The organism is Deltaproteobacteria bacterium (assembly GCA_016210005.1).
GTDB lineage: Bacteria > Desulfobacterota > Binatia > HRBIN30 > JACQVA1 > JACQVA1.
Genome location: JACQVA010000083.1, coordinates 1 through 6,947 on the forward strand (window position 1 = coordinate 1; position 6,947 = coordinate 6,947).

The 6,947-nt window shown below is 61.9% G+C and carries 6 protein-coding genes and 1 pseudogene; 1 reads left to right on the forward strand and 6 read right to left on the reverse strand.

The genetic code is table 11. The annotated features are described in order from the left end of the window. The 6 genes from HY699_08600 to HY699_08625 all read right to left on the reverse strand — a co-directional run. Positions 1-842 (reverse strand): IS4 family transposase (locus HY699_08600; protein MBI4515859.1); only part of this gene is annotated, 842 nt, incomplete at its 3' end. A gap of 170 nt (positions 843-1,012) precedes the next feature. Continuing rightward, the gene (locus HY699_08605; GenBank protein ID MBI4515860.1) at positions 1,013-1,285 is read right to left on the reverse strand and encodes a hypothetical protein; all 273 of its coding nucleotides are present in this window, start codon (positions 1,283-1,285) and stop codon (positions 1,013-1,015) included. Between the two features lie 140 nt (positions 1,286-1,425). Next, positions 1,426-1,722: an acyltransferase family protein gene (locus tag HY699_08610; protein MBI4515861.1), complete on the reverse strand. Its 297-nt coding sequence runs from the start codon at positions 1,720-1,722 to the stop codon at positions 1,426-1,428. A 194-nt stretch (positions 1,723-1,916) separates the two neighbouring features. Continuing rightward, the gene (locus HY699_08615; protein ID MBI4515862.1) at positions 1,917-3,347 is read right to left on the reverse strand and encodes a sulfatase; all 1,431 of its coding nucleotides are present in this window, start codon (positions 3,345-3,347) and stop codon (positions 1,917-1,919) included. Positions 3,348-3,474: 127 nt separating this feature from the next. Beyond that, a complete protein-coding gene (locus HY699_08620; GenBank protein ID MBI4515863.1) occupies positions 3,475-4,542 on the reverse strand; it encodes an acyltransferase in 1,068 nt (355 codons plus the stop codon). Between the two features lie 94 nt (positions 4,543-4,636). Continuing rightward, positions 4,637-5,947, reverse strand: coding sequence for a sulfatase (locus tag HY699_08625; protein MBI4515864.1), 1,311 nt, complete (start codon positions 5,945-5,947; stop codon positions 4,637-4,639). Positions 5,948-6,763: 816 nt separating this feature from the next. Between HY699_08625 and HY699_08630 the strand changes: the two are divergent. Next, positions 6,764-6,947, forward strand: a pseudogene (locus HY699_08630) (ATP-binding protein).

Consider the following 6,947-nt stretch of genomic DNA (forward strand, 5'->3'; position numbering starts at 1 on the left):
CGGTAAATCTCCGCGACCGTCTTCGCACTCAGGCGGAAGTGATTGGTGAGGAAGAAGTACCGCTTGCCGGTGCCCGGATCGATGTAGCTGATGCGCCGCAACTCGACCGGGATGCTGTCCGCTTTACTGCCTTTGATTCGGATCGTCTGATCCGAGGTGACGCCCGACAGCGGGGGTGGTTCGCGGCGGGCGACCACGCGGAACGTCGCGCCCCGCTTGAGTCGGGTGACGAAGAACGCACGCTGGAGGTGGATCTGGTAGAACCACGCGTAGTCCACGTAGCCCCGGTCGAAGACGAAAATGCTGTCCGGTTCGAACACGAATTTCCGCCCTTCCTGAATGTCGTGGGTCGAGCCCGTGGTGATGCGCACGACGGAGGGAATGTGGCCGTCGTGGTCGAGGAGCGCGTGCAGCTTGATGGCGCCCTTGGTGCGGCGAAACTTGGCCCACGGGAAGACGCTCAGGCAGAGATCGATGACGCTCGCGTCGAAGGAGTAGAGTTTGTGCCGGAACCGGAAGCGATGCGCGGGCACTTGCCGGAGGCACTGCGCCTCGTAGATCCGGTACGACCGCCGTTCATTGGCGTCGGCGAGTGTGCTGCGCCGCACCTCGGGCGTCCCGATGGTTTGGTAGAGGAAACGGCGCTTGGTCTCCAGCGCCAGCACGAGATCACGCAGACTCATCTGGCGGCTGAGCTGTGCGTACAATAGACACCCGAGCTGCGCCCAACAGGAGAACGAGCGGACGCCCTTTTGGCCTCCATGCTCGCGCGCGAGCTTCTCGAACTCGGTGCGCGGAATGAGGCGCAGAATCTGCGCGAAAACGGTGGGGAGCCTGTGCACGCCTTATCCTCCAAGGGGTTTGGGAGACTCAGGCGCGGAAATCGTTGGCAGTCAAGCTCTCCGGCGGTTACCGCCGTGCGGCACGCGGTCCGAAATCGCCAATTCCAAATCGTATCCCCGCAAAACGAGACCCACGTGTAAGCCTTGCGAGACAAGGGCTTTTCAGCAATTCAGCAGATCACGAACCGGACAGCAGTGAGGTAGATGGGATACGTCGCCTCGCTCAACCAGCGAACTCCTGCATACTCCCGCCAGTCGAACGTCAGCAGAAAGATTCCGAGAATTATCGCGTAGATGTTGACGTACTCGATCAAGACCCAAGGCGGGGTTGTGCCCGGCGGCAACGCCAGTACGCCGGTCGTCGCAAGCACGCTGGCGATCACCAACGCTCCACCACCGATCGACCGCCGCTGGCCCGATGACAGCCCTGCCACTGCGGCCACGTGCTGCGCCACCAACCACCCGGCGCCGAAGTAACCCCACCAGCGCAGTGGGTTGCGCGCATTCCAGAACTAGGCCAACGCGTGGCGGGCCGCTGAAGCTGATAACGCGCAGCCCGCACAGCAACCCAAGCACCCATACATCACCAGCGGCACGAGCAGCCGCCGGCATCGCGACAAGCCAAACGCCAGCACACAGGCGGCGGCAAACGGCGGCACGAAGTAGTAGATGCCGGCCGCGTCACCCACAAGCAGCTCGAATCCCATACGTGCCAGTGGGAGAGACTCACCGCCGAGTGCGCGGTGTCAAGGCTCGCCACCAAATAGGGCAGAATCAGCCGGGTCAGTCGCTGCCCCAGCAGGGCCGGCGGCATCGCAGTTGGTCGGAAGTAGAGAAAACCGGACGCGAAGAAGAACGCGGGCACCGCAAAGCGCGACACGGAGCCCAGCCTGTCGGACCATGCCAACCTGCGGCCGCCACAAGGTCAGAAAAGCGTGGATCCAGATGACGGTCAGGATGGCGGCCGTCTTCAGGACATCGATCGATACAAAACGTCCTTCACCGTAGTTGCCCCGGTATCGTTCGGCGCCAGCAGGCGCAGACAGGCCGCCGAGCTGCGTGCGCGCCACGCCATCACTCCACGTATCCCAAGGCCCGCAGCCGCTCCGCGCTCGCCTCGTCTAGCGGTGCCGCAGGCGCGTTGTGCACGGCGCGCGTGTAGCCGGCGAGCTTCTCGCGCAGCATCGTCACCACTTCGGGATTGGCGGCACTCACATCTCGCATCTCCGTGGGGTCGCGCCGCAGATCGTACAGCTCGCGCCGGCGCTTGCGCTCGACCAGGGCGGACGGCAGCGGCGCCTGGGCGGGGTCATCCACCAACGGCACTGGCTCACTTTCTACGTACTTCCAGTCAGTGGAGCGTACCCCCCGGCGCACAAAACCAAAGGAGTACTCCCTGCCATCGAGCAGCATTCGCTCGCGAAAAATGCTGGTGGCGGACAAATGCGTTTCCGCGTAGGTCTCTCCCTGCTTCATGCCGCGCAGGCGCGCTAGCCACGGGTGGCGCACGGCCAGCGCGACGCTGTGCCCGTCGACGTCCGCTGGACTCGGCAGGTCGAGCAAATCCATCACCGTCGGAAAGAGGTCGATGTTGCGCGCAAAGCTGCCCACATGGGTTCCACGAGCCCCGCTGCTGGGATCGGCGATGATCAGTGGGATATGAAGCGTAGCATCGTAGAGGTCTCGGCCGTGCCCAACGTAGCGGTGCTCAAACAACTCCTGGCCGTGGTCTGCGTGTAGGATCACCAGCGTACGCGAGGCGAGGCCATTGTCGTCGAGCCCTCGCAGCAACGCGCCAACCTGAGCGTCAACAATCGATACGTCGCGATCGTACTCGGCGAGGTTGCGCTCCAAGTGCTGCTTGAACGAGAGGTGGACGTACATCTTCTCGTGCGGGCCGAAAAAGTGCACCCACAAGAAGAAGGGCTCGCGCCGCTCGGCCGTGAGCCAGCGTATGGCGCGTGCGGCCACCTGATCATCGGGCCGGTAGGCGCGCGCCATACGGCGGAGCATCAGCCAGTTTCGTTGCGCTATCTCGTTCGCCTCTGGCGGCAGCTCCCCAGAGAGGCGCGCGGGGTCCTCGTCCTTGACCACGGACGTGTTGAACGCCTCATCATACAGGTCGAAGCCTTGGCTCAGGCCGAAGGACGAATCCACCGGAAACGAGCCGATCACCGCCGCCGTGGTGTAGCCCCACCCGCGCAAGGTTTTCGCCAGAGTCTGCGTTTCCTCCAGCCGCTGCGACGACATACGCAGCCCGTGGTGTACCACGTAGCGGCCGGTGAACACCGATGCCATCGACGGCGTCGTCCAAGTAACGTCGCAAAAAGCCCGATCGAAAGCGACGCCCCGCGCCGCCAGCGCATCAATGCTCGGCGTTTGGTTGTGCGCGTAGCCGTAGCACGACAGCCGATCCGCGCGCAGGGTGTCGACGGTAATCAGCAGGACGTTGCGCGCTGGGCGTCCACAAGCAGCCAACGCCGCCAGCGCAAGAACCGCCGCCACAAATGCCCCGCATCGCCCCTCCTTCCGCCACTCCCGACCTGCGGCCAATCGACGCTTAGATGCCATTGCTAGCGTAATACTGAGCGCTGTGATGCCTTCCTTCTTGGCAGCGCTAGCCACGTACACCTCACCCGATTCTCAGTCGTGCGCGGCGGCCGAAGGCCCGCCGGCCAAAAGCGACGACGGCCAGCGACCCGGCGAGGCCGACCAGAAACGCAATACCATCGAGTATGGCCTGCGCAAGCAGCAATCTACGCCGAAGCGGCTCCACCACCACAAAACGATACAGGAATATGAAGAAATAATGGTAGAGGTAGATGGGGTAGGTGGCATCACTCAACCAGCGAACGGCCCGTACCTCTGGCCAGTCGAATGCCAGCAAGAAGATGCCCATGATCACCCCCCAGATTGCAACGTACTCCAGGCCTGTCCGTGACCGGCTCCACGTGGGTGGAAGTTCGAGCACCACGTACACAAAGAGACTCGCAACTACCACGAAAACGATCATGCCGGTCCATTGCCGCGCGCTCCGCCCAAGGCCACGAATCTCATCCACATGCCCCGCCATCCACCAACCCCCGACAAAGTAACCCCACCATCGCAAGGGATTGCGCACGTTCCATGATAGCGAGTCCATTCCGAAGCTAGTATCTATGACTACATATTGCAGTTCGCACAATACCCCAAGAGGTAACAGCACCAGCAACAGCGGAGCGGTAAGCCACGAAGCGCGCGACAGGAGAATCGCCAACGGCATCGCCGCCAGCAACACCGGCACAAAGTAATAGATGCCAACGGCATTGCCCGCCAGCAGCTCAATGCCGACTTCCTTTGCAGTGATAGTACCAAGTGCCAGTGCGCGTGCCGCGATGACGATGCCACTCGCTACTAGATACGGGAAAACGACCCGCTTAACGCGCTCTACCAGCACCTGCCCGCTGATTGGTGTGGCTGAGAAATACAAGAAACCTGAGGTGAAGAAGAAGGCGGGGACGGCGAAGCGACTGAAGAATGCCAGTTGCCTAATGCCAGACCGTGGCTGCCCGAGGAGTAGAAACGAATGGATCCAGATCACAGTGACGATCGCACTGGCCTTGAGAAAGTCTATAGACGGGTGGCGCTTCCCAACCTGCGGTATCCGGCGCGTGCGAAAGCCACGTTGAGCTTCGCAACTCCCGTCTTCAGCCACTCCCACGAGCTTCACCTATTCCGCCGCAGCCTGCGCGAGACCGAGGCGGGGCCGCTAGCCTCGCCCCCTCCACAGCGCTCGCGAGCAAGAGGGATCGTCCCTACTCCGTGTAACCTAGAGCACGCAGACGCTCGCGGGTTTCTTCACCGACCTGCATCGGGGCTACAGCGGCGGGCGGCTGCGACAGCGTGCCCGCAGCATATTCGGTCAAAAGCTTACGATGATGTTCCAATTCGGCGGGGAAATCGCCCCTGGCATCGCGCGTTTCCAGTGGATCAGTCGTGAGGTCGTAAAAAAGCTCCCTGACCGGGATCTTGGAAGTCATCAGCTTGAACCGCGAGTCTTGCACGGCCAGACCTTCTATGCGGCATCCGTCGGGGAGGCGCAAGCGCCTGCACTCGCCCCATGCGGTCCGCAGCTCCGAAATTGCTATTGCCGCCTGCGGCGCGGACCCGTCCATAAGCGGCACGAGGCTTTGGCCATCGACTGGCGGGGCCGGAACGGCGATAAGCTCCAAGATGGTCGGCATTACGTCCACTATTTCCACGGGCGATTCGCTGCTGGCGGAGCTGCCCCGCCCCGGAAGACGAAAGCCGAGCGGGACATGCAGCACCTGATTGTGCAAGGTCTCACCGTGACCGATCTTTCCGTGCTCTCCGAATTCCTCGCCATGATCGGAAAGGAGAACGATGAGCGTGCGGCCGGCCAGCCCAGTGGCCTCCAAGTGAAGTAGAAACTGGCCTAGCAGTCGGTCGAGGTAATTTATTTCGCCGGCATAAAGGGCGCGCAGGCGTGTCAGATCCGCTGCGGAGTGGGGGGCTCTTCCGCTGTTGTGGGCTAGCATGGGTAGCCGGCCAGGATAGAAGTCGCTAAAGGTGCCGCGATAATCAGGCGCGATAAGATCGGCGATTGCCCGGGCTGGTGCGTCCTTTATGGTGTACGGCGCGTGCACTTCGTAGGTATGGACAAAGAGGAAGAATGTCGAGTGGCTTCCGTACTCATCGAGCCACCGGCTTGCTTTGTCGAAGGTCGCCTGCGCTCCGCCAGCAAACCCCTGCGTAAAATCGGCCTCGCCGTTGTCGTACCAGTCAAAACCCGTGTCGAAGCCGAAATCCGAGCTCACGTATGCATCCTCCGTAATCGCCACAGTCAGATAGCCATGATGCGCCAACACGGATGCGAGCGTAGCCTTATCAAGGTGCGAGTTGTCGATCTCTCCATATAAGCCATGTGACCGCGGATATAATCCGGTGAAAAGGGAAGCATGAGACGATAGCGTACTGGGATACTGCGCATACGCCCGACGAAAGGAAAATGCCTGCCCCAAGAACTTGTCTATGTTTGGGCTTACACCCGATACGTTACCAAACGAACTCAAATGTGGCGCACCCAAAGTATCGAGGCAGATCACGATTATGTTCAGCCGTCTCCCGGTTGCTCCGTGGTTACCCCGTGCCCCTCCCGGCTCACCGGGTCCAAGGGCTATGGGCGAACCCCAGTAGGCCGCGACCCCCGAATGCCCCACTTCCCCCAAAGGCACGGTGTGAAAGCGAAGCCGCTGGACGCCGCCGCCATCCAGGCGCACGGCCCGGTCATGCCATGTGTCTACACCCCCCGGCCTAACAACGTCCGAGAAGATCGTTCGCCAGTAACCGTCGGAACTAACGCTAACAACAAACTGGACGCCGTTACCGCGCGAGGCCAGGCCACTAACACCGATGCTGAATACCAAGCGCTGACCCTCTACGGCGGCCTCAAAAAACGACTCTGGCGCCACCTGGATCGCGTCTCTCGTACTTGATCCGAGCTTGACCTTGCGCGCAGCGAGTGCAGGCGCCAGGGTTTGCCCGGCCGCTGTACCCAGGCGTCGCAGCACGACCTCTGATGCCGTACCACGTGACCGATGCAGCAAAGTGCCTGCGCCCGCAAGCAGCAGCAAGCACAGGAGGAACGCCAACCGGCGATGCATTCGGATCCTCAAAAACGCTCCTTCGTCCGGAATTCCACGTAGATGGGCTTGCGAGTGACGAACACCTACAGCTAAACCGTGTTGCGTAAGCACCACCTTGCACGAGAGAGGTGCCTCAGCGGCCCGGCATACGGGCTAAAAGCTGCCATGTTTCGCCGGGCGTGTCCAGGCAGAGTGTCGCACCAGATCAGCGCTCTGTTTGAAGCATCAGCCCGGCGCACTGGTTCTCGCAGGACGCGGCGTCATGAGGAGCCCGAAGATCTCTACGAGATCATCCGCCAGCGCTACGAGCGCGGCGCCGCGATCCTGACCTCGAACCGAGCCATCGAGGAGTGGCCGGCGCTGTTCGGCGATGCCCTTTTGGCCAGCGCGGCGATGGATCGCTTGCTCCACCACGCCCACGTCATCGCCATCGACGGCGACTCGTACCGCAATCCGCCGC